Annotated in this window: 2 pseudogenes; both read right to left on the minus strand. The window is 65.7% G+C overall.

Features of this window, described 5'->3' with window-relative positions:
* Nucleotides 1-114 (minus strand): annotated as a pseudogene (locus AABA86_RS34550) (ABC transporter ATP-binding protein); the annotation flags it as partial.
* A pseudogene (locus tag AABA86_RS34555) lies at nt 111-359 on the minus strand (ABC transporter ATP-binding protein); the annotation flags it as partial. The pseudogenes AABA86_RS34555 and AABA86_RS34550, both read right to left, overlap by 4 nt.

A 359-nucleotide genomic window follows, 5' to 3' on the forward strand; every position in this document is an offset into this window, starting at 1 on the left:
GCCGTTGCGCCCGAGCAGCGCAACCACCTCGCCCTCGCCGACCTCGAAGCCGATGTCGAACAGGATATGCGCCGGGCCATAATGGCTGTTGAGGCCCTCGACGGTGAGCTTCATATTGAGGCTCCCTCGCGATGGCGGGCATCGTAGACCAGGCCCTCGCCGAGATAGACCGCCTGCACCTGCGGATTGCCGCGCACCTCGGCTGGCGTGCCCTCCGCGATCAGCGTCCCTCGATTCAGCACGATGATGCGGTCGGCGTGCTCGAACACCACGTCCATGTCGTGCTCGGTGAAGAGCACGCCGATCGACTTCTCCCGCGCAATGCTCGCAGTCAGCCGCATCAGGTCGACCCGTTCGCG

Source organism: Bradyrhizobium sp. TM233 (assembly GCF_036247965.1).
Taxonomy (GTDB): Bacteria; Pseudomonadota; Alphaproteobacteria; order Rhizobiales; family Xanthobacteraceae; genus Bradyrhizobium; species Bradyrhizobium ottawaense.